The organism is Streptomyces pseudovenezuelae (genome assembly GCF_029892565.1).
GTDB lineage: Bacteria > Actinomycetota > Actinomycetes > Streptomycetales > Streptomycetaceae > Streptomyces > Streptomyces pseudovenezuelae_A.
In genome coordinates this window covers 150,100-170,531 of the sequence record NZ_JARXVH010000009.1, presented here as the reverse complement: position 1 = coordinate 170,531, position 20,432 = coordinate 150,100, and the positions used below count along the sequence as shown (strand labels likewise).

General features: G+C 69.9%; 20 protein-coding genes and 1 pseudogene. 11 read left to right on the top strand and 10 right to left on the bottom strand.

What is annotated here, in order from left to right:
• Window positions 1-44: 44 nt before the first annotated feature.
• The gene (locus M2283_RS28330) at window positions 45-335 is read right to left on the bottom strand and encodes a DUF2530 domain-containing protein (RefSeq protein WP_280879242.1); all 291 of its coding nucleotides are present in this window, start codon (window positions 333-335) and stop codon (window positions 45-47) included.
• A 112-nt stretch (window positions 336-447) separates the two neighbouring features.
• On the opposite strand from M2283_RS28330, the gene M2283_RS28325 reads away from it, so the two are divergent.
• Entirely contained in the window at window positions 448-1,851 is a 1,404-nt protein-coding gene (locus M2283_RS28325; RefSeq protein WP_280879241.1) for an NCS2 family permease, read from the top strand.
• A gap of 66 nt (window positions 1,852-1,917) precedes the next feature.
• Here the strand turns inward: M2283_RS28325 and M2283_RS28320 are convergent, their stop codons facing one another.
• A complete protein-coding gene (locus M2283_RS28320) occupies window positions 1,918-2,100 on the bottom strand; it encodes a ribbon-helix-helix protein, CopG family (RefSeq protein ID WP_124004047.1) in 183 nt (60 codons plus the stop codon).
• A gap of 153 nt (window positions 2,101-2,253) precedes the next feature.
• Between M2283_RS28320 and M2283_RS28315 the strand changes: the two genes are divergently transcribed.
• Window positions 2,254-2,691: a MarR family winged helix-turn-helix transcriptional regulator gene (locus M2283_RS28315; RefSeq protein ID WP_124004046.1), complete on the top strand. Its 438-nt coding sequence runs from the start codon at window positions 2,254-2,256 to the stop codon at window positions 2,689-2,691.
• Window positions 2,692-2,717: 26 nt separating this feature from the next.
• The gene (locus M2283_RS28310; protein WP_280879239.1) at window positions 2,718-4,106 is read left to right on the top strand and encodes an MFS transporter; all 1,389 of its coding nucleotides are present in this window, start codon (window positions 2,718-2,720) and stop codon (window positions 4,104-4,106) included.
• Window positions 4,107-4,115: 9 nt separating this feature from the next.
• On the opposite strand, the gene M2283_RS28305 is transcribed toward M2283_RS28310, so the two are convergent.
• A complete protein-coding gene (locus M2283_RS28305) occupies window positions 4,116-4,634 on the bottom strand; it encodes a GNAT family N-acetyltransferase (RefSeq protein ID WP_280879238.1) in 519 nt (172 codons plus the stop codon).
• Between the two features lie 78 nt (window positions 4,635-4,712).
• Here M2283_RS28305 and thpR point away from each other — a divergent pair, with 78 nt between their 5' ends.
• A complete protein-coding gene (gene thpR / locus M2283_RS28300) occupies window positions 4,713-5,294 on the top strand; it encodes an RNA 2',3'-cyclic phosphodiesterase (protein ID WP_280879237.1) in 582 nt (193 codons plus the stop codon).
• Window positions 5,295-5,397: 103 nt separating this feature from the next.
• On the opposite strand, the gene M2283_RS28295 is transcribed toward thpR, so the two are convergent.
• The 3 genes from M2283_RS28295 to M2283_RS28285 all read right to left on the bottom strand — a co-directional run bounded on the left by M2283_RS28295 (window position 5,398) and on the right by M2283_RS28285 (window position 8,472).
• A complete protein-coding gene (locus M2283_RS28295) occupies window positions 5,398-6,738 on the bottom strand; it encodes an alpha/beta hydrolase (protein ID WP_280879236.1) in 1,341 nt (446 codons plus the stop codon).
• Window positions 6,739-6,841: 103 nt separating this feature from the next.
• A complete protein-coding gene (locus M2283_RS28290; protein WP_280879235.1) occupies window positions 6,842-7,834 on the bottom strand; it encodes an aldo/keto reductase in 993 nt (330 codons plus the stop codon).
• A 44-nt stretch (window positions 7,835-7,878) separates the two neighbouring features.
• Complete coding sequence (locus M2283_RS28285; protein WP_280879234.1) at window positions 7,879-8,472, bottom strand: Uma2 family endonuclease; 594 nt, start codon at window positions 8,470-8,472, stop codon at window positions 7,879-7,881.
• Between the two features lie 145 nt (window positions 8,473-8,617).
• Between M2283_RS28285 and M2283_RS28280 the strand changes: the two genes are divergently transcribed.
• Window positions 8,618-10,219 carry an aminoglycoside adenylyltransferase family protein gene (locus tag M2283_RS28280; protein WP_280879233.1) on the top strand — a complete coding sequence of 534 codons (1,602 nt, stop codon included), beginning with the start codon at window positions 8,618-8,620 and terminating at the stop codon, window positions 10,217-10,219.
• Here the strand turns inward: M2283_RS28280 and M2283_RS28275 are convergent.
• A pseudogene (locus M2283_RS28275) lies at window positions 10,219-10,884 on the bottom strand (SGNH/GDSL hydrolase family protein); the annotation flags it as partial. The gene M2283_RS28280 and the pseudogene M2283_RS28275 overlap by 1 nt on opposite strands.
• 143 nt (window positions 10,885-11,027) lie before the next feature.
• On the opposite strand from M2283_RS28275, the gene M2283_RS28270 reads away from it, so the two are divergent.
• Window positions 11,028-12,002 (top strand): WD40 repeat domain-containing protein, encoded by a 975-nt coding sequence (locus tag M2283_RS28270; protein WP_280879232.1) that lies wholly within the window; start codon window positions 11,028-11,030, stop codon window positions 12,000-12,002.
• A 12-nt stretch (window positions 12,003-12,014) separates the two neighbouring features.
• On the opposite strand, the gene M2283_RS28265 is transcribed toward M2283_RS28270, so the two are convergent.
• Window positions 12,015-12,437, bottom strand: a complete 423-nt coding sequence (locus M2283_RS28265) for a PPOX class F420-dependent oxidoreductase (protein WP_280879231.1) — start codon at window positions 12,435-12,437, stop codon at window positions 12,015-12,017.
• The gene (locus M2283_RS28260; protein WP_280879230.1) at window positions 12,434-13,117 is read right to left on the bottom strand and encodes a hypothetical protein; all 684 of its coding nucleotides are present in this window, start codon (window positions 13,115-13,117) and stop codon (window positions 12,434-12,436) included. Before M2283_RS28260 ends, M2283_RS28265 begins: the two co-directional genes overlap by 4 nt.
• A 172-nt stretch (window positions 13,118-13,289) precedes the next feature.
• Here M2283_RS28260 and M2283_RS28255 point away from each other — a divergent pair, with 172 nt between their 5' ends.
• The gene (locus M2283_RS28255) at window positions 13,290-13,826 is read left to right on the top strand and encodes a hypothetical protein (protein ID WP_280879229.1); all 537 of its coding nucleotides are present in this window, start codon (window positions 13,290-13,292) and stop codon (window positions 13,824-13,826) included.
• Window positions 13,827-13,923: 97 nt separating this feature from the next.
• Here M2283_RS28255 and serC read toward each other — a convergent pair whose 3' ends face one another.
• Window positions 13,924-15,042, bottom strand: coding sequence for a phosphoserine transaminase (gene serC, locus M2283_RS28250; protein WP_280879228.1), 1,119 nt, complete (start codon window positions 15,040-15,042; stop codon window positions 13,924-13,926).
• 81 nt (window positions 15,043-15,123) lie between these two features.
• On the opposite strand from serC, the gene M2283_RS28245 reads away from it, so the two are divergent.
• From M2283_RS28245 to M2283_RS28230, 4 genes are all read left to right on the top strand, one after another.
• The gene (locus M2283_RS28245) at window positions 15,124-18,063 is read left to right on the top strand and encodes an FAD-binding and (Fe-S)-binding domain-containing protein (protein ID WP_280879227.1); all 2,940 of its coding nucleotides are present in this window, start codon (window positions 15,124-15,126) and stop codon (window positions 18,061-18,063) included.
• A gap of 1 nt (window position 18,064) precedes the next feature.
• Window positions 18,065-18,832, top strand: a complete 768-nt coding sequence (locus tag M2283_RS28240) for a metallophosphoesterase family protein (RefSeq protein WP_280879226.1) — start codon at window positions 18,065-18,067, stop codon at window positions 18,830-18,832.
• 53 nt (window positions 18,833-18,885) lie between these two features.
• Window positions 18,886-20,016, top strand: a complete 1,131-nt coding sequence (locus tag M2283_RS28235) for a lipid II:glycine glycyltransferase FemX (protein WP_280879225.1) — start codon at window positions 18,886-18,888, stop codon at window positions 20,014-20,016.
• Between the two features lie 211 nt (window positions 20,017-20,227).
• On the top strand, window positions 20,228-20,359 hold the full coding sequence (locus tag M2283_RS28230; RefSeq protein WP_019057298.1) for a hypothetical protein: 132 nt from the start codon (window positions 20,228-20,230) through the stop codon (window positions 20,357-20,359).
• Window positions 20,360-20,432 lie beyond the last annotated feature (73 nt).

The window sequence follows — 20,432 nt, the reverse complement described above, 5'->3', positions numbered from 1 at the left end:
GATCCGACCTGGGGAGGAGCCATGTCCTGCCGTGGTTGTAGGGGCTACGCGCCCGACCCGGGCCCCGGGTCCGACGCGGCTCCCGCGTCCGCTGCCGCCATCCGCTTGAGGGCCGCGTCGCGGCCACGGACGTACCAGATGCCGATGAAGCCGAGTCCGCCGCCGGCCAGGCAGGTCCACAGCCACCACAGGTGCCCGTGGTCGTCGAACCAGCCGTAGAAGGGGAGCTGGACCAGGAAGAGGACGAACCAGACGGCCGTGAGGCCGGTGATGGTGGCGACCACGGGGCCCTCCAGGGGCTCCGGCGCCTCGTGCGTTGGTGTCCACTTCGCCATGCGCACAGCTTACGAGGCGTTTGCGTCTACGCGCGGAGATGGCGCTGACGACGTCATATGTTCATACTGAAACCGTTTTCCGTTTGTCCACTTCTGCTCGTAGGAACCTCCAATGGCCACCGCTTCCGGCGCACTCGACCGCTACTTCAAGATCTCCGAGCGTGGCTCCACGCTGCCCCGTGAGATCCGTGGCGGCTTCGCCACCTTCTTCGCGATGGCCTACATCATCGTGCTGAACCCGATCATCCTGGGCAGCGCGAAGGACATGTACGGGCACCAGCTGGACAACGGTCAGCTGGTCACCGCGACGGCCGTGACGGCGGCCTTCACCACCCTGCTCATGGGCGTCATCGGCAACGTACCGATCGCGCTCGCCGCCGGTCTCGGCGTGAACTCGGTCGTCGCGCTCCAGCTCGCACCCCGGATGTCCTGGCCGGACGCCATGGGCATGGTCGTGCTGGCCGGCCTCGTCGTGATGCTGCTGGTCGCCACCGGGCTGCGCGAGCGCGTGATGAACGCCGTCCCCTTCGGCCTGCGCAAGGCCATCGCCATCGGTATCGGCCTGTTCATCATGCTGATCGGCCTGGTCGACTCCGGCTTCGTCTCCCGCATCCCGGACGCCGCCCAGACCACCGTCCCGCTCCAGCTCGGCGGCGACGGCCACCTCAACGGCTGGCCGGTGCTGGTCTTCGTCCTGGGCGCGCTGCTCACCCTCGCGCTGATCGTCCGCAAGGTCTCCGGTGCGATCCTGATCTCGATCGTCGCGATGACGGTCCTCGCCGTGATCGTCAACGCCGTCGCGACGATCCCGTCCTGGGGCCTGACCACCCCGAAGTGGCCCGGCAACCCGGTCGCCACCCCGGACTTCGGGCTGATCGGCAAGTTCAGCCTGTTCGGCGGCTTCGACAAGGTCGGGGTGCTGACCGGCGTCCTGTTCGTCTTCACCGTGCTGCTGTCGTGCTTCTTCGACGCGATGGGCACGATCATGGGCGTCTCGGACGAGGCGAAGCTGACCGACGCCGAGGGTCAGATGCCCGGCATCAACAAGGTCCTCTTCGTCGACGGCATCGCGGTCGCCGTCGGCGGCGCCAGCTCCTCCTCGGCGACCACCTGCTTCGTGGAGTCCACGGCGGGCGTCGGCGAGGGCGCGCGCACCGGCTTCGCGAACGTCGTCACCGGTGCGCTGTTCGCCGTCGCGCTGTTCCTGACGCCCGTGGCCACGATGGTCCCCTCCCAGGCGGCCACCCCGGCCCTGCTCGCGGTGGGCTTCCTGATCCTGGCCGGCTCGGTCAAGGAGATCGACTGGGCCGACCACACCATCGCGATCCCGGCCTTCGTCACGATGGTGATGATGCCCTTCACCTACTCGATCACCAACGGCATCGGGATGGGCTTCATCACCTTCGTGGTCCTGCGGCTGGCCGCCGGGCGCGGGCGCGAGATTCCGGTGGCCATGTACGTCGTGGCGGCGGTCTTCGGCTTCTACTACCTGATGCCGGCCCTGGGTCTGACGTGATCGGCGCCGACGGCGCGCGCGTGTGAACTCGGTTCACGTGAGCCCGGCCCGTCGTGTGAACTCGGCTCACGGAACCCCGTAGAACTTCTCTGTCTCCTCGACGGCGGTCTGGAACCGCTCGTCGAAGTCGTCGCGAATGAGCGTCTGGACGACGTAGTCCTGGACGCTCATTCCCCTTTTTGCCGCATGGTCCCGGAGCCGGTCGAGCAGCTCCCCGTCTATCCGCAGGCTGAGCACGCTGGTCCCCATGGAGACGAGGGTCGCGGGAGCACCGCGGGGCGTGCCTCGCTTTCGCGTTCTGGCTCACTCATATGGGTGACGAAAGGGTTCGGTGACGGGGGCCATGGGCATCTCGCGTGTCGCAGGTGGTCTTTAGGGAGGGTAATGAGTTACGCTAAGGACATGCCGGACCTTACCCATGGCGACGACGCAGCCGCCGTGAACTCGCTTCGATCAGCTGTCATGCGGCTGTCACGCCGACTCAAGCACCAACGGGTCGACGAGTCGCTGAGCCCCACCGAGATGTCGGTGCTGGGCACCCTGTCGAACTGCGGCAGTGCCACGCCGGGCGAACTCGCCCGCAAGGAGCACGTGCAGCCGCCGTCGATGACCCGCATCGTGGCGCTGCTGGAGGCCAAGGGACTGGTCCGGCTGGAGCCGCACCCCGAGGACCGGCGCCAGAAGGTCGTCACCAAGACCGAGCAGGCCGAGGCCATGCTCGAGGAGAGCCGCGCCAAGCGCAACGCCTTCCTGGCCACCTTGGTCGAGGATCTCGACGAGGACGAGTGGGCGAAACTCCGCGCCGCCGCCCCCGTGCTGGAGAAGCTCGCACACCTGTAAGCAGTGCCAACAAGGAGGCGACACTTTTGAGTTCGGGACCCGGAGCAGACTCCGCCCCCGCACCGTCCACCCACGAATCCCCGCCCACCCCTGATGCGGCCTCGGCCAAGTCCTCGAAGTCCTCGAAGTCCTCGATGTTCTCCTCCCTCCGGGTCAGGAACTACCGCCTGTTCTTCTCCGGCCAGGTCGTCTCCAACATCGGCACCTGGATGCAGCGCATCGCCCAGGACTGGCTGGTCCTCAGCCTCACCGGCTCCGCGACCGCCGTCGGCGTCACGACGGCCCTGCAGTTCCTGCCGATGCTGCTCTTCGGTCTCTACGGCGGTGTCCTCGTCGACCGGCTGCCCAAGCGCCGCACGCTGCTGTTCACGCAGACCTCGATGGGCCTCATCGGCCTCGCGCTCGCCGCTCTCACCCTCTCCGGCCACGTCCAGGTCTGGCACGTCTACCTCGCCGCCTTCGCCGCCGGAATGGCCACGGTCATGGACAACCCGGCCCGCCAGTCCTTCGTCTCCGAGATGGTCGGCCCGGACCAGCTGCAGAACGCGGTCAGCCTCAACTCCGCCAACTTCCAGTCCGCCCGCCTGGTCGGCCCCGCCGTCGCGGGCCTGATGATCACCGGCGTCGGCACCGGCTGGGCGTTCCTCTTCAACGGCCTGTCCTTCGTCGCGCCCATCACCGGCCTGCTCCTCATGAAGGCCCGCGAACTGCACGTCGTCGAGCGTGCCCCGCGCGCCAAGGGCCAACTACGAGAAGGACTCCAGTACGTCGCCGGGCGCCCCGACCTGATGTGGACCATCGTCCTGGTCGGCTTCATCGGCACCTTCGGCTTCAACTTCCCGGTCTACCTCTCGGCCTTCGCGGACGACGTCTTCCACGCGGGCGCCGGCTCCTACAGCCTCTTCAACACGCTGATGGCGGTCGGCTCCCTGGGCGGCGCGCTGCTCGCGGCCCGACGCGGCACGGCCAAGATGCGGGTGATGATCGCGGCGGCGGTCGCCTTCGGCGCGATGGAACTCGCCGCGGCGGCAGCCCCCAGCCTCTGGCTCTTCGCCCTCCTCATGGCCCCGATCGGCATGTTCGGCATGACGGTCAACGTCACCGCCAACACCAGCATCCAGATGAGCACCGACCCGGCCATGCGCGGCCGCGTGCTCGCCCTCTACATGATGGTCTTCCTGGGCGGCTCCCCGGTGGGCGCACCGATCGCCGGCTGGGTCACGGACGCGTACGGCGTCCGCGCGGGCCTCGCGGTGGGCGGCGCGATCTCGGCCCTCGCGGCCCTGACGATCGGCCTGGTCCTGGCCCGCGTCGGCAACCTCCGCCTGTCGGTCGGCTGGAACCGCGGCCACCCGCACGTCCGCTTCGTGCCGCGGGAGCGGCAAGAGAAGGAGCCGGTGCCTGCGGCGGCCTGACGGCGCGGGCTAGACCCTTCGGGCCAGGATCTGTCCCGGCCAGTCGTCCGTGCCCGTGAAGGCCTCGGTGCGGGTGAAGCCGTTGCTCTCGTAGTAGCGGACGAGCTTGCCGTCGTCGCCCGCGTAACAGTCCACGCGCAGCAGGGAGACGCCGGCCCGCCGGGTCTCCTCGACGGCGTGCGCGAGCAGCGCGGCGCCGACGCCCCGGCCCTTGAAGCGGCGGTCGGAGGCGAGGAGATGGACGTACCGCTCGGGTTCGTCGACGGGCGGCAGATACGTCCCGGGACCGTCGGTGAGGCTCAGAGTCCCCGCCGGTACGCCGTCCAGTTCCGCGACGAAGGCCGCGCCCCGGGTGACGTAACCGGTCACCAGCTCCACGGTCTTGGGGCTGTCCGACCAGAGCGTGCTGCCCCACTGCCCGGTCCGCCCCTGCGCCACGAGCCACTCCATGGCGCTGTCGAACATGCCGAGGATCGCGGGGATGTCGTCGGGCCCGCCGGCTCTGATGCTGATCTCCCGGTTCGTCATGGGGGCAGGCTAGGTGACCACTCCCGTTCGTTCCAGGGCGAGTTGGCCGGGTGATCCATGCCCTGGAAGGGTGACGCCATGAGACTCTTCGCGGCGCTGTTGCCACCAGAGAGCGTGCTGGCCGAACTCGGCTCGGCGGTCGACGAGTTGAGGCGGCTGCCGGGCGCGGACGGGCTGCGCTGGACGGGCCGGCCCGGCTGGCACTTCACGCTCGCCTTCTACGGCGAGGTCCACGACGACGTCGTACCGGAACTGTCGGCCCGGCTGGAGCGGGTGGCGCGGGCGGGCGAGCCGTTCGGGCTGGCGGTGCGCGGGGGCGGGGAGTTCGGGCAGGGGCGGGCGTTGTGGGTCGGGGTGGAGGGGGACCTGGCGGCGATGGGGCTGCTGGCCGAGCGGTGTGAGGGGGCCGCGCGGGAGGCGGGGGTGGGGATGGGGGAGCACCGGCGGTATCGGGCCCACCTGACCGTGGCGCGGAGTCGGGAGGCGGTGGACGTGCGGTCGTATCTGGCGCGGTTCGATGAGTTCGCGGGGCGGGAGTGGACGGTGGGCGAGGTGGTCCTCGTACGCAGCAACCTGCCGAGGGCGGGGGCGGCGGGGGTGTCGGGGGAGGAGCCGCGGTACGAGGCGGTCGCCCGCTGGGCGCTCGGCGCGGACGGTTAGGCTCGGGGCGTGGACCCCAAAACCCGGAACCGGATCATGGCCGGTGTGCTTGTGCTGTTGTTCGTCGTCGTCGCGGTGGCGGCCGCGGCAAACAGGTAGCCCGCTATCCCGCCTGTACGTCGATCCGGGTCACGTCCGCCAAGGGGTGGCCGTCGCCGCGCAGGACCGGGTCCGTCCGGGTGTCGTTCAGCAGATGGCGCCGGAAGAAGGCCGAGAGGTAGACCTCGGCGACCCGGCGCTGCTGCGCCTCGGTGAGTTCACGTTCCCCGGTCCGGGTGTCCCGCTCGGTGCACAGCCCGGAGCCCTCCTCGCCGTACGGCTCCGCGTCGTCGGACGCCATGACCTGGCCGCTCCGCGGTGACCACTGGGTGTTGAAGTAGTTGTGCTCCGCGCCGTGCACCTTGAAGTCGTAGAGGCCGGTGTGGTTCCTGCCGAGGGCGTTGTCGAAATAGGGCGTGCTGTTTCCGCCGGACGCGTCACAGGTTCCGGTCAGGCCGGCGACGGCCGCGCGGGTGACGAGGGTGGCGTTGTGATCGGCGCCGTCCGACCAGTCGTAGACGGGCGCCACCGCGGCCACCGCCTTGATCTCGACGCCGGCCGGCCACTGGTCGCGGTGCACGTCGGCGGCCTGGTACAGCACGCCCTTGCCGCCGCGGGAGTGGCCCATGGTGCCGACCTCGCGCAGATCGACCCGGCCCCTGAAGTCGACCCGCGCGGGCCGGCCGGTGACCGCGTCCGTGAACTTCCCCGCCAGCGGCCCCCGTCCGGTCCTCACGAGCCGCTGCCACAGCGCGAGGTGCTCGTTGACCAGATTCGCCCGGGCCGCGTACTCGTCGCCGGTCACCGCGTCCGTGTCGGCCACGGCGTTGATCGCGTTGGCGTCGATCGACACCACGACGAAGCCCTGGGCGGCCAGGTACTCCCCGAGGTAGTCGTAGCCCGCGTCGCTCGGCAGCGGCTCGACGCCCGGACGGCAGGGCCACTGCGTCAGCTGGTGATAGGCGCGGTCCAGCGCCTCGGACTCCGGGGTGGGCGGCGGGACCGGGCCGTCCTTGGGCGGGATCGGGGGCGGCGGGGTGGTGTCGACGACGTGCTCGGCCTCGCGGTCCGCGCAGGTGTACCAGAGCCCGTGCTCCTGCACGATCAGCGGCCGGGGCCGGCCGCCGCGGCCCAGGTCGGCGGGATAGTGCACCACTGCGGACACGTCGAGCGGCGTGCTGATGTCGGGGTCGGTGTAGATGCCGCCCAGGTCGTACGCCGCTGTCGCCACCCGTAACGACGCCCCGGGAGGCGTTTCCGCACCACTGCTCGGTTGCGCCACGGCCCCGCCGGGCAGCACCGCCTGCCAGAGCAAGGCGGTGGCGGCGAGGGCGAGCGTGGCCGGCCGGAGGAGGCGGCGCCCGGGGGACAGGGTGAATCCGCTGTTGCGTCTGCGTCGATTCATGGCCGGGACGCTAGCGGTGGGTTGTGAGGAGGATGTCAGGTCGCGGGACCGTCGGAATCGGGGACCGCGACAGTCGCGCGACCTGACTGAGCGCCGTCCGCTCCTACCAGGCGAAGGCCTCCGGAGACGGGCCGGGACCCGGGAAGATCTCGTCCAGCGAGCCGAGGACTTCCTCGCTCAGCTCCAGCTCCACGGCCCGCAGCGCGGACTCCAACTGCTCGGCGGTGCGCGGGCCGACGATCGGGCCGGTCACGCCGGGGCGGGTGAGGAGCCAGGCCAGGGCGGCCTCGCCGGGCTCGATCCCGTGCTTGTCGAGCAGGTCCTCGTAGGCCTGGATCTGGGCGCGTGAGGTGGGGTTGGCGAGGGTGTCGGCGGCCCGGCCGGAGGCGCGTCGGCCACCCTGGACCTCCTTCTTGATGACCCCGCCCAGCACCCCGCCCTGCAGCGGCGACCAGGGGATGACCCCGAGGCCGTACTCCTGCGCGGCCGGGATGACCTCCATCTCGGCGCGACGCTCGGCGAGGTTGTAGAGGCACTGCTCGCTGACCAGGCCGATGGTGCCGCCCCGCCGCGCGGCGATCTCGTTCGCCTGGGCGATCTTGTAGCCGGGGAAGTTGGAGGACCCGACGTACAGGATCTTGCCCTGCTGGATCAGGGTGTCGATCGCCTGCCAGATCTCCTCGAAGGGGGTGGCGCGGTCGACGTGGTGGAACTGGTAGATGTCGATGTAGTCGGTCTGCAGCCGCTTCAGACTGGCGTCCACGGCCCGCCGGATGTTGACCGCGGAGAGCTTGTCGTGGTTGGGCCAGGCGTCGCCGTCGGCGGCCATGTTGCCGTAGACCTTGGTGGCGAGAACCGTCTTGTCGCGGTGGTCGGGGCTCTTGGCGAACCAGTTGCCGACGATCTCCTCGGTACGGCCCTTGTTCTCGCCCCAGCCGTACACGTTTGCGGTGTCGAAGTAGTTGATGCCCGCGTCCAGCGCCGCGTCCATGATCGCGTGGCTGTCCGCCTCGTTCGTCTGCGGTCCGAAGTTCATCGTGCCGAGGACCAGTCGGCTGACCTTGAGGCCTGTGCGTCCGAGCTGCGTGTACTTCATGAGTATCTAGCCAACGACTTCGAGTGCGCTCTACGCAAGGGGGGTCAGTCGCGGGGGAACTTGTCGGTCGTGAGGACGAGGCCGACCACCGTTCCGGTCAGGTCGACGTCGGTGCCGAAGTCCACCCGTACGGGGTCGGCGTAGTCGCCGTCCTTGGGGTCGGTGTAGACGTGGCAGCGCCCTTGGTAGGGGTCGGCGATGACATAGACGGGGACTTCGGCTTCCGCGTACGCGGTCCTCTTCGGGCCGTAGTCGTTGGCCGCCGTGCCCTTGGAGATCACCTCGGCGACGAACTCCACGTCCTGGTAGCGCCAGTGGCCCGTGTCGTCGGGCTTCGCCCCGTCCTTGAGCAGGGCGATGTCCGGGCAGAAGCCGTTCTCGAAGCCGGGGAAATCGACACGCACGTCGCTGAAGACCAGGACATCCTCCCCGAACCTGTCTTCCAAGGCCCGCAGGATCCGGCGAATGATCTGCCAATGCGTGTTCCGCTGCGGTGTCATGAAGACGTTGCCCCCGACGATCTCAACCCTGAATCCTTCGGGGACGGGCATCCGCTCAAGGCGCTCGAACCACTCGTCCAGGCGCTTGGTGTTGGCGTCGGCGTCGGCCATCGCGATCCTGTCTTCAAGGACGGTCATCGTGGCGCTCCTCCCCGGCTGCCCTCCGCACAAGTGCAGCCGCGCAGTACAACGATACGCACGGTGACCGTGCCACGCAGTGATCAAGCCATCCACCGTCGTAATTCGGTTGCCGCCCCCACCCCCACCCCCGACCCTGGTCGCCGTGACCAAGCCGACGAACGCGGACACGGACACCTACTTCATCTGCGCCACACCCCGAACCGGCAGCTCGCTTCTCCTCGGTCTGCTGGACTCCACCGGGGTCGCCGGCCACCCGCAGGCCTACTTCCGGTCGCCGGACGAGGTGGCGTGGTCGGAGCGGTGGGGGATCGCGCATATGTCTCAAGGGGCCCTGGATTACGGGGACTTCGTGCGGGCGGCGTTGGCGGAAGGCCGGACCGGTAACGGGGTCTTCGGGGCCAAGCTCATGTGGGGGACGCACGCCGAACTTGCCGGCAGGCTGGCGGGACTTCATCCTGACCTCGCCGGGAACGAACTGCGGCTGCTGGAGCGGGAGTTCGGGCGGATCCGGTTCGTGTATCTGTACCGGGACGACATCCTCGCCCAAGCCGTCTCGTGGCTGCGGGCCGAGCAGACCGGGGTCTGGTTCATCGGCGGTAAAGGGGAGATCGGCGGAGGCGGAGCTGGAGGTGGAGGTCAGGGCGCCGACGACCGGCCCCGCTTCGACCGTGACGCCGTCACCCGCACCATGCGGACCATCGAGGAGCACAACGCCGGGTGGGAGCGATGGTTCGAGGCCTACGGAGTTCAACCGCATCGCATCCGGTACGAGGACCTCTCCGCCGATCCGCACGCCGTCACCCACGGTGTCCTCGACTTCCTCGGGCTCGCCCTGCCGGCCGGGCGGCAGGTCACCCCCAGTCACCAACGCCAGGCCGATCGGCTCAACGAGGAGTGGATGGCCCGGTATCGGCTGCTGCCCCTCCTCCAGGAGGTGTTCGGGGACGATCTGCTCGGCGTCCACCTGCACGGCTCCGCCGTTCTCGGCGGGCTGCGGCCGGACAGTGACCTCGATGTGCTCGTCGTCGTACGGCGGCGGATGAGTGACGGGCAACGCCGGGTGCTGGTACGGGAGTTGATGGCGGTCTCTGGCAGAGGTGCTCACCGGCCCGTCGAGTTGATCGTCGTCGTGCAGGACGACGTACGGCCCTGGCGGTATCCGCCCAACTGCGAGTTCCTGTACGGGGAGTGGCTGCGGGGCGGGTTCGAGTGCGGGGTCGTGCCGGAGGCCGAAGTCAGTCCCGATCTCGCCCCGTTGATCAGCATGGTCCTGCTCGGAGACACCCCGCTCTACGGCCCGCCGCCCGCCGAACTCCTCGATCCCGTCCCGCACGCCGATCTCCTGCGCGGGATCGTCGCCGGGGTGCCGCAGCTCATGGCCGACCTGGACACCGACACCCGCAACGTCCTGCTGACCCTCGCCCGCGTCCGGTCCACCCTCGCCACGGGGGCCATCCGTTCCAAGGACGGCGCCGCGGACTGGGTGCTCGAACGGCTCCCGGCGGCGCACCGGCCGGTGCTGGAGCGGGCGCGGGACGGTTACCTCGGTCTGCGGGAGGACCGGTGGGGCGACCTTCTGCCCGAGGCGCGGGACTGTGCCGCATCCCTGGTCTCGGCCATCGAGGGCGTGGAGGTCATCGGAGGCAGCGGAGGCATTGAGGCCGACGAGATCACCGAGCCGAAGTCGAAGCCGGCACCGTCAACGCCACCATCTCCCTCCCCATCGCCACCGTCATCGCCGTAGTACTCCTCGCCCCACCCCCACGCCTGGTGCATCGCCCCCGCGAACGCCGCCGTGATCTTGTGCTCGCCGGACGCGTTCGGGTGGGTGCCGTCGTAGGTGTCGTGGTTGACGTCGTACGACTCCGGGAGGGAGGCCAGGAGGAGAGGGGAGCGTGGGTCGTCGAGGTCGGCGACGGCCTTGGCCTGGAGTTCGTTGAAGAGGGTGACCTCGGCGGCGAAGGGGGCGTCCGTCTGGGCGCGGATGTTCGGGATCACCGGCAGGAACACCATCCGTACGGACGGCTTCGCGGCGCGGGCCTCGGCCACGAAGGCCCGTACGTTGTCGGTGGTCTGCCGCGCGTTCGTGTAGAAGCCCAGGTCGATCAGGCCCAGTGCGACCAGGAGGACGTCGGCCCGGCAGGCGCGTACCGCCTCGCCGATCAGCGGGGCCATATGCAGCCAGCCCTCGCCCCAGCCGGCCAGGTGGGCGCGGGGGAAGTCCGGTTCGGCGTACTCGTACGAGGTCGGCGTGTCCGTCGCCTTGTCATACAGCGTCTCGCGCGGGCCGACCAGCGTGAACGGGCCGCCGTATGTGTCGCGCAGGTGCTGCCACATCCGGTAACGCCAAGTGTGTTCGCCGGCGCTTCCGATCGTCTGGGAGTCGCCGACGGGCATGAACCTGAGCATCCGCTCATGATGGACGATCGGCGGCGGCCGGAGGGCCGGGTGGCGTGTGAAGCCGGACACCTCACTGAGGCCCGGGGCCCGCTGGCACCCGCTGAGGCTCGTCACCCCGCCGGAACGCGGGCGCGGGATGGCAGGCTTGAGGCATGCGCCGACCGTTCGCCCTCCTCGCCGGGGTCCTGCTCGTGGCTGCCTTCGCGCTGCCCGCTTCCGCCGCCGACGGTGACAAGGGATTCACCATCAAGGACTCACGCATCACGGAGTCCAGCGGTCTCGCCGCCTCCCGACTGCACCCCGGCATCTACTGGACCCACAACGACAGCGACGACGGGCCCTACCTCTACGCCGTCGACAGCGCCACCGGCGAGACCGTCGCCCGGCTCACGCTCACCGGCATCGGCTCGCCGCGTGACGTCGAGGCGATCTCCATCGGGCCCGACAACCAGATCTACGTCGGCGACATCGGCGACAACCTCGGCGGCACCTGGCCGTACGTGTGGATCTACCGGCTGCCCGAGCCGAAGGTACTCAAGGACCAGACCCTGCGGGCCACGCAGTACATCGTGAAGTACTCGGACGGGCCCCGTAACGCCGAGTCGCTCGTCGTCGACCCGAAGACCGGCCGCGCGTACATCATCGACAAGAACGAGGACGGCGGGCACCTGTACGAGGGCCCGGCCAAGCTCTCCGCCTCCGGCACCAACATCTTCAAGCCCGTCGCCACGGTCGACCTCTGGGCCACGGATGCCGCCATCTCCCCGAACGGCAAGCAACTCGCCGTGCGCGGCTACTTCGGCGGCATCTACTACGACTGGAACGGCGGGAAGATCAAGCGGGCAGGCCGCCTCAACGTGCCCCTCCAGGGCCAGGGCGAGTCCGTCACCTACACCGACGACGGCACCAAGCTCCTGTACGGCAGCGAGGGCTCCGACAGTTCGGTCCAGGCGGAGGACGCGCCGGGCGGTGGGGGCGGGTCGGGCAAGTCGCCTTCTTCGGGCGGGAGTTCGGCGAGCGGCGACGACAGCGGGGGTACCGGCAGCGGGATCAAGGTCGGTGCCGTGGCGGTGGCCGTCGTGTTTGCGGCTTTCCTCGGCCTGCGACGGCTGACTCGCCGTAACTGAGGGGCGGGGGCGCTACGTGCCGTCGCCCACCGTCTCTTCCACGGGCCGTACCTCGTAGTGCAGCGTGGGCGTCCGCATCGCCTTGTGGGCCAGCGGCACCAACACCCCTTGCAGGAATGGGTGCTTGTGGCGCAGCAGCTTCGCCGCGTGCCTGTCCTCCGGGCTGCCGTGGTCGAGCAGCCGGGCGCGGGCGTGGATCTCCGGGCCGGTCCGCTTGCCGCGGACGGTGGAGGGGGCGATTTCCACCTCGGGGTTGTTGCGGATCCGCTTGGCCTTCCAGGCGCTGCCCGGTGTGCGGAAGTACGCGTGGTCGCCTTCGACGGCCAGGTTCACCGGGGTGCCGACGCTCGTGCCGTCCCGTTTGTGGGTGGTGAGCAGGACGGCGTACTGCTTGACGAAGGGATCGAACTCGGGGTTCGTGCTCGAACCGGTCATACCTCCATAGAGGCACTGTCGGCCCGATTTGTCACGGTGCGGGGTTCGGGTTCGGGTACGTCACCCATGCCGCCGTCCCGCTTCGCCCGTACGCACAGCCCGATGTAGACCAGGTCGAGCACGCTGCACATGATGCCGAGGCCGAGCAGGAACCCGTCGTGCTCAAGGGCGCCGAAAAGGATCGTGGGCGCGAGCGTGCCGAGCCACTTGGCCACGGCGATCGTCACCGATTGCCCGCGCAGTCCGCGCCGCGCGACGAACATCGCGATGAACAGGCCCGACATCAGCAGGTTCTGGAGAAACGCCGAGTAGGCGGCCCCGTCCTCCGCGCCGAACCTCGCGAGGAACAGCCACTGCACGGCGAACGACATCCCGAACAGCACCACACCCCAGCCGACGAACATCCAGCGTGCGACGAAGGCCGGGAACTCGGCCCGCCCGTACCGGAAGAACGTGTAGACGATCACGAGATCGGCAATGCCCCACACCAGATTGACGCCACCCTGCACGGACGGGTCGACGACCAGGCTGCGCACCGCGTACGTCCACTCCCAGGCGAAGTTCAGCCCCAGCGCCACGGCCGGAATCGCGTAGGTGCGGTCGCGCAGCCCCATCCGGCTCGCCTCGATGTACACGATCGTCCAGGCGATGCCGCTCACGAGCGTGAGGAACATGTCCATCGGCTTTGTCTCCCGGTGCGGATCTTCATGTGGATCGGGCTGCGGAACGGGTCCCAGGCTCGACGAAGTCGCCGCCGAGGTAAAGGCGTCAAGCCGCCGACCCGCGTGTCACCGGCCGACTACTGTACGGATATGCCCCGCTGTTCATGGCGGGTACCTGGGGAGGAATCCTGTGTCATCGCCCTGCGGCCCCGAACACGCTCCTGTCGGAGATGTGGGCGCGGCCCTCATGATGGTCGACTCCCGGCTCAAGAGCATCCATGCCGGCAAGACCGCGATGGACCCCGAACAGCAGGAGCTGATCAACCAGTTCGCGGCGTCGCTGGGCCCCGGGGGAGTCGATGACGTGCTGGACGGCACGTGCACCCTCATCTACATGTTCATGACGTGGCTGCGGAAGGCCCACGAGGCCCAGGACAAGGACGTCATCGAGTACGTGGTGCCGACCCTCGTGGCCACGTTGCGCAGGATGCCCAAGAGCGTTCCCTCCGAGGTCATCCCCACCATGAGCGGCCTGGTCGTGGCCGCCGGCATCGGCCTGAGCCCCAACCTCTGGCGCAACCAGTACGGGGACTGGACCGCGGACGAGATGAACCCCCTGGAAGCCACCGCCTTCCTGCTCGCGGAGCACATCAACCGCATGACCGACGACCCCGACTTCGCCACCCGCATCATCGCCGACGCCCTGTCGCTCACGGACGAGGAGTGAAGGGGCGAGGGCGGCGGCCGCGAACACGGAAGAGGCGCCCCGCAGTTGGTCCGCGGGGCGCCTCTCATCGGCGTAGAGCCATTGAACTGGACGACTGCTACAGCTTCTCGATGACGTAGTCGACGCACTTCGTCAGCGCCTCGACGTCCGCCGGGTCGATCGCCGGGAACATCGCCACGCGCAGCTGGTTGCGGCCCAGCTTGCGGTACGGCTCGGTGTCGACGATGCCGTTCGCGCGCAGGACCTTGGCGACGGCCGCCGCGTCGATCTCGTCGGCGAAGTCGATCGTGCCGATGACCTGGGAGCGCTTGGCGGCGTCCGCGACGAACGGGGTCGCGTACTTGGACTCCTCCGCCCAGGTGTAGAGGCGGGTCGAGGAGTCCTTCGTGCGGGACGTCGACCAGGCCAGGCCGCCCTGGCCGTTGATCCACTTCAGCTGCTCGTCGAGGAGGAACAGGGTGGACAGCGCCGGGGTGTTGTACGTCTGGTTCTTGCGGGAGTTGTCGATCGCCGTCGGGAGCGAGAAGAACTCCGGTACGTGGCGGCCGGACGCGTGGATACGCTCCGCACGCTCGATCGCGGCCGGCGAGAAGACGCCGATCCACAGGCCGCCGTCGGAGGCGAAGGACTTCTGCGGGGCGAAGTAGTAGACGTCCGTCTCCGAGACGTCCACCGGGAGACCGCCCGCGCCGGACGTGGCGTCGACCACGACCAGTGCGCCCTCGTCGGCACCCGCGACCCGCTTGACGGGGGCCGCGACGCCCGTCGACGTCTCGTTGTGCGTGAAGGCGTAGACGTCCACGCCCGCCTCCGCGGCCGGCTCCGGGTGCGTGCCGGGGTCGGAGGCGATGACGGTCGGCTCGGCCAGCCACGGGGCCAGCTTGGCCGCCTTGGCGAACTTCGAGCTGAACTCGCCGAAGGTCAGGTGCTGCGACTTGTTCTCGATCAGACCGTGCGTCGCCACGTCCCAGAAGGCGGTGGAGCCGCCGTTGCCGAGGACGACCTCGTAGCCGTCCGGCAGCTGGAACAGCTCGGAGATGCCCTCGCGAACCCGGCCGACCAGGTTCTTCACCGGGGCCTGCCGGTGGGAGGTGCCGAGGAGTGACGTACCGGTGGCGGCCAGGGCGTCCAGCGCCTCCGTCCGCACCTTGGAGGGTCCCGCGCCGAAACGTCCGTCCGCGGGCTTGATGTCAGAGGGGATCTGGATCTCAGCCACGAGAGGGAGGTTAGCCGCTGGAGGAAACCTGGGTGAAACCTCGTCCGTCCGGTGAGACGGAGTCTTTGGTTTGCTGGAGCCATGACGGATCTCCAGGCAGCGCTGCGCAGGGTCGTCCAGGGCGAGGTGCGCTTCGACGTCACCGCCCGTGCGCTGACCACCATGGACGCGTCCAACTACCGCCGGGTCCCGCTCGGGGTCGTCGCCCCGCGGGACGCCGACGACGTGGCCGCCGTACTGGAGGTGTGCCGCGAGCAGGGCGTGCCGGTCGTGGCCCGTGGCGGAGGCACCTCCATCGCCGGGCAGGCCACCGGCACCGGAGTCGTACTGGATTTCACCCGCCACATGAACCGCATGTTGACGCTCGACCCGGAGGCACGGACCGCCGTCGTCCAGCCCGGCCTCGTCCTCGACCGTCTCCAGGACGCCGCCGCCCCGCACGGGCTCCGCTTCGGGCCCGACCCCTCCACGCACAGCCGCTGCACGCTCGGCGGAATGATCGGCAACAACTCCTGCGGCTCGCACAGCGTCGCGTGGGGGACGACCGCCGACAGCGTGCGCGAGCTGGACGTCGTCACCGCGCGCGGCGAGCGGCTGCGGCTCGGGCCGGGTTGGGCCGGTGCGCCGGACGGACTGCGGGCGCTGGTGGAGGGGGAGTTGGCGCGGTTGCGGACCGGGTTTCCGGAGCTGCCCCGCCGTATCTCCGGATACGCGCTGGACGCGTTGCTGCCGGAGAAGGGCGCCGATGTCGCCCGTTCCTTCTGCGGCAGCGAGGGCACGCTCGGGATTCTCACCGAGGCGGTCGTACGGCTCGTCGAGGCGCCACGCGCGCGTGCGTTGGCCGTGTTGGGTTACGCCGAGGAGGGCGCCGCCGCCGAGGCAGCGGCCGGGTTGTTGCCCCACCACCCCCTGACGGTCGAGGGCATGGCGGCCGATCTGGTGCCCGCGGACGCGGTCGGGCTGCCGCGGGGCGGAGCCTGGCTGTTCGTGGAGACGGGCGGGGAGTCGGAGGGGGAGGCACGCGCGCGTGCGGAGTCGATCGTGCGGGCCGCCGACGTGGTCGACGCGCTCGTCGTCACCGACGCCGGCCGGCAGCGGGCGCTGTGGCGCATCCGGGAGGACGCCAGCGGTACGGCGACGCGGATGCCGGACGGCAGCGAGGCCTGGCCGGGGTGGGAGGACTGCGCGGTGCCGCCGGAGCGACTGGGCGCGTATCTCCGGGACTTCCGCGCCCTGTTGACCGCCCACGGGCTGCGCGGTACGCCGTACGGGCACTTCGGGGACGGCTGCATCCACGTCCGCATCGACTTCGACCTGCTGACGGAACCGGGCGTCGCCCGCTTCCGGCGCTTCTCGGAGGAGCTGGCCGAAGTCGTCGTGGCGCACGGCGGATCGCTGTCCGGGGAGCACGGGGACGGCCAGGCCCGGGCCGAGTTGCTGCCGAAGATGTACGGCGCCGAGATGGTCGATCTCTTCGCGCGCGTGAAGGGCGTCTGGGACCCCGACGACCTCCTCAACCCCGGCATGCTGGTCCGCCCGGCCCCCCTCGACGCGAACCTCCGCTTCGCCGTCCTGCCCCGCGAACCGGTCGACGTCGCCTTCGGCTACCCGTCCGACGGCGGCGACTTCTCGGCGGCGGTCCGCCGCTGCGTGGGGGTCGCGAAATGCCGTACGACGTCGGTGACCGGCTCCGCCGTCATGTGCCCGTCCTTCCGGGCCACCGGCGACGAGACGCACTCCACGCGCGGGCGTGCCCGGTTGCTGCACGAGATGCTCGCCGGTGAGGTGGTGACGGACGGCTGGCGGTCGACCGAGGTCCGGGACGCGCTGGACCTGTGCCTGTCCTGCAAGGGGTGCCGCTCCGACTGCCCGGTCGAGGTCGACATGGCCACGTACAAGGCGGAGTTCCTGCACCACCACTACGCCGGACGGCGCCGCCCGGCCGCCCACTACAGCATGGGGTGGCTGCCGGTCTGGCTGCGCTGGGTGGACCGTACGCGCACCGCGCCACTCGTCAACGCCCTTGCTTCCGTACGGCCGTTGGCGTGGGCGGCGAAGCGGCTGGGCGGGATCGCGCCGGAACGGGGGATCCCGAGGGTGGCCTCGGAGACGCTCAGCCGGTGGCTGCGGCGGCGGTTCAGGAAGCGGGCGCGGACGTGGCGGGCGGAGCTGCGGGCGGGCGGCCGGCCCGGCATCCCCGAGCCGACCGCGTTCCTGTGGCCGGACACCTTCACGGAACACCTCTCGCCGGAGGTCGGCCGGGCGGCCGTAAAGGTGTTGGAGGCGGCGGGAGTCGGGGTCCTGGAGCCGCCGCCACGGCCGTGGCGCGTGCACCGGTCGGCGGACGGCGAGATCGAAGGCGCAGGCGGTTCCTGGCGGCTCAGGGTCCGCCGCAGCCGGGTCTGCTGTGGACTGACGTACCTCTCGACGGGCCAACTCGACCGCGCCCGCGAGGTGTTGCGGCACACGCTGGACCTGATGGAACCCTTCCTGCTCCCGGAACTGGAGTCGGCCGACCTGCCGGCGGTCATCGTCCTGGAACCCAGCTGCGCGGCCGCCCTCCGCACCGACCTCCCCGAACTCCTCCACGACGACCCCCGCGCCGCCCGCCTCGCCGCGATGGTCGTCACCTTCGCCGAGGCCCTGGAACGCCTGGCCCCCGACTGGACCCCACCCCACGTCGACCGTCCGGTCACCGGCCAGACCCACTGCCACCAACACGCGGTCCTGGGCGACACGGCCGACCGCCGCGTGCGCGCCGCCGCGGGTCTGACCGGTGAACTGGCCGGCGGATGCTGCGGGTTGGCGGGCAACTTCGGCTTCGAGAAGGGGCACTACGAGGTGTCGACAGTGTGCGCGGAGGAGCAACTGCTGCCTGCGGTACGGGAGTCCCCGGCGGACGCTGTGATCCTGGCGGACGGCTTCTCGTGTCGTACGCAGTTGGAGCAGGTGGGTGGGGTGCGGGGGCGGCATCTGGCGGAGGTGCTGGCGGATGCGCTGGAGAAGCAGGAGGGGGAGTGAGATGACGTCGACGTACGAAGTGGGCCGGGTGGCCGTGCTGTCGGACATCCACGGGGTCCTGCCCGCCCTGGAAGCGGTCCTGGCCGAACCGGAGGTGACCGCCGCCGACCGCATCGTCCTGACCGGCGACATCACGGCCGGCCCCCAACCGTCCGAAGTACTCGACCTGTTGGGCGAACAGGGTGACCGCGTCCTGTGGCTGTCGGGCAACGCGGATCGCGAACTGGTCGAGTACCGCAGGGGCGAGCGCGACGAGATCCCCGACCCGATCGCCCCGTACGCGGCGAAGGCCCTCCGCGCGGACCAGATCGACTTCCTGGCCACGCTCCCCAAAACCCTGACCCTCACTGTCCGCGGCCTGGGCCGGGTCCTCTTCTGCCACGCCACACCCCGCGACGACGAGGAGGTCGTCCTCGTCGACTCCCGCCCCGCCCGCTGGACGGAGGTCCTCACCGGCCTCGACGAGACCATCCGCACGGTGGTCTGCGGCCACACCCACATGCCGTACGTCCGCCTCGCCGGGGGCCGCCTGATCGTCAACCCGGGGAGCGTCGGCATGCCGTACGGCCGCCCGGGCGCCCACTGGTGCCTGCTGGGCCCGGGGACGGACCTGCGGGTGACGCCGTACGACATCCCGGCCGCGATCACCCGCCTCACCCGGGAGTCCGGATACCCGGAGATCGCCGAGTGGGCGGACTACTTCCTCAACGCACGGGCGTCGGACACGGAGGCGTTGGGGGTGTTCGGCGGGCGGGACGGGCGGGAGTGACTGCCTAGGCTGGCGGTTCGACCACGAATTCGACCAGCCAGGGAGCCCCGCGTATGACGAACCTCCGCCTCCGGCCCATCACCCGGGACGAGCACCTCGCGTTCGTCGCGGCCCGACCCTCCGCCAGCCACATGCAGGTCCCCTCCTGGGGCGCGGTGAAGCCGGACTGGCGGGCGGAGAGCCTGGGGTGGTTCGAGGAGGAGGGCGGGCAACCGGTCGGGGTCGGGCTGGTGTTGTTCCGGCCCGTGCCCAAGCTGAAGAAGTACCTCGCGTATCTGCCCGAGGGGCCGGTCATCGACTGGTACGACGTCGATCTCGACCGGTGGCTCGACCCGATGCTCGCGTACCTCAAGTCGCGGGGCGCCTTCACGGTGAAGATGGGCCCGCCCGTCGTCGTACGCCGTTGGAGCGCGGACGCGGTGAAGGCCGCGATCGCCGATCCGGACGCGCACCGGCTGCGGGACGCCGAGGCGACCTCGTACGAACCGCGGGCCGTCGAGATCGCCGAACGGCTGCGCGGAGCGGGGTGGCGGCAGGCCGAGGCGGGCGGTGAGGAGGGGTTCGCGGCCGGGCAGCCGCGGTACGTGTTCCAAGTGCCGTTCGCCGGCCGGTCGTTGGAGGACGTCCATCGAGGCCTCAATCAGCAGTGGCGGCGCAACATCAAGAAGGCCGAGAAGGCGGGGGTGACGGTCGCTAGGGGTGGTTACGAGGAACTGCCGGCCTTCTACGAGCTGTACGCCGAGACCGCCGAGCGCGACCGGTTCATCCCGCGTCCGCTGCCGTACTTCCAGCGCATGTGGACCGCCCTCACCGCCGAGGACCCCGACCGGATGCGCCTCTACCTCGCCCACCACGACGGCGAAGTCCTCGCCGCGGCCACGATGCTGACCGTCGGCGACCACGTCTGGTACTCCTACGGCGCCTCCACCGCACGCAGGCGCGAGGTGCAGCCCAACAACGCCATGCAGTGGCGCATGATGACCGACGCCCATGAACTCGGCGCCTCCGTATACGACTTCAGGGGCATCACCGACACCCTGGAGGAGTCCAACCACCTGCTGGGGCTGCTGCGGTTCAAGGCCGGCGCGGGCGGTGAGGCCGTCGAGTACCTCGGGGAGTGGGATTTCCCGCTGAACCGGGTGCTGCACAAGGCGCTGGAGCTGTACATGGCCCGCCGACCATAAGGCTGCTCTCAGGTTCATAAGGGAACTCTCAGGTACGGCGTCCTCTCTCAGGAAATGCCAAGGTTTTCACAGGGGTTGTTTGCCTTTCTCTCGCCGACTTTGCTGCTCCTTGGGTTCAGGGCCGTGTAGGTTCCTGGGTGTCGGGAATTCCCCGGGCGGTAACGCGCTCGACTTTGACGCAAAATCCACTGCACAACCCAAGGAGTCCGGAATGAGCCTCAAGAAGCTCGCCCCGCTGCCCCCGAAGCCCAAGTCGAAGCAGCTCCCGCCCCCGCCCCCGAAGCCGCGGAAGAAGCACCAGCCGAAGCCACTGCCGAAGCCGCTGCCCGGCCAGGACAGCTGATCCGGCAGTAGAAGGAGGGCCGACCCACGCAGTCGGCCCTCTTTTCTTTCCCGAATTCGAACCGGAATCCAGG